The organism is Terrabacter sp. 05T424, from assembly GCF_056396225.1.
Genome location: NZ_JBFTLB010000026.1, coordinates 1 through 387, shown reverse-complemented (window position 1 = coordinate 387; position 387 = coordinate 1). Strand labels below are relative to the sequence as shown.

The window sequence follows — 387 nt, the reverse complement described above, 5'->3', positions numbered from 1 at the left end:
CCCAACGCATTGCTTTTACACCGATTAACGGAACTGGAGCCAGCATATTTTTACAAGTATCTTTAATTCCTTTTTTAATCGCTTCCTCCAGATTTACAGTTTCTGGAATGTGAGTTGGGAAATACATATGACCTTTCGGTGGAAGTGCACCTTTTGCGTAACGTACTTTTTCCAATTCAGCTTCGGAAAGGGAAGTTGCGAAATCCATTACAGGGTCGCTGATTAAAAACCTTCCGTCTTCTTTCCCATAAACAACAAGATTATGAGCATTAAAATGGAATTTATATTCTTCAGGAAAATAAGTCAGGTTGAAAACGCCAACCTGTAAACCTGTCGGGATATTTTGTTCTAAATTTTTCTCTAAAGCAGTTTGCGCATCTTTTGGAT

The 387-nt window shown here is 38.0% G+C and carries 1 protein-coding gene; it reads right to left on the bottom strand.

All coding sequences use genetic code 11. From position 1 onward, the window contains the following. Positions 1-387: BtrH N-terminal domain-containing protein (locus tag AC1DE0_RS22415; RefSeq protein ID WP_478105847.1), on the bottom strand; the 387-nt coding region annotated here is incomplete at both ends.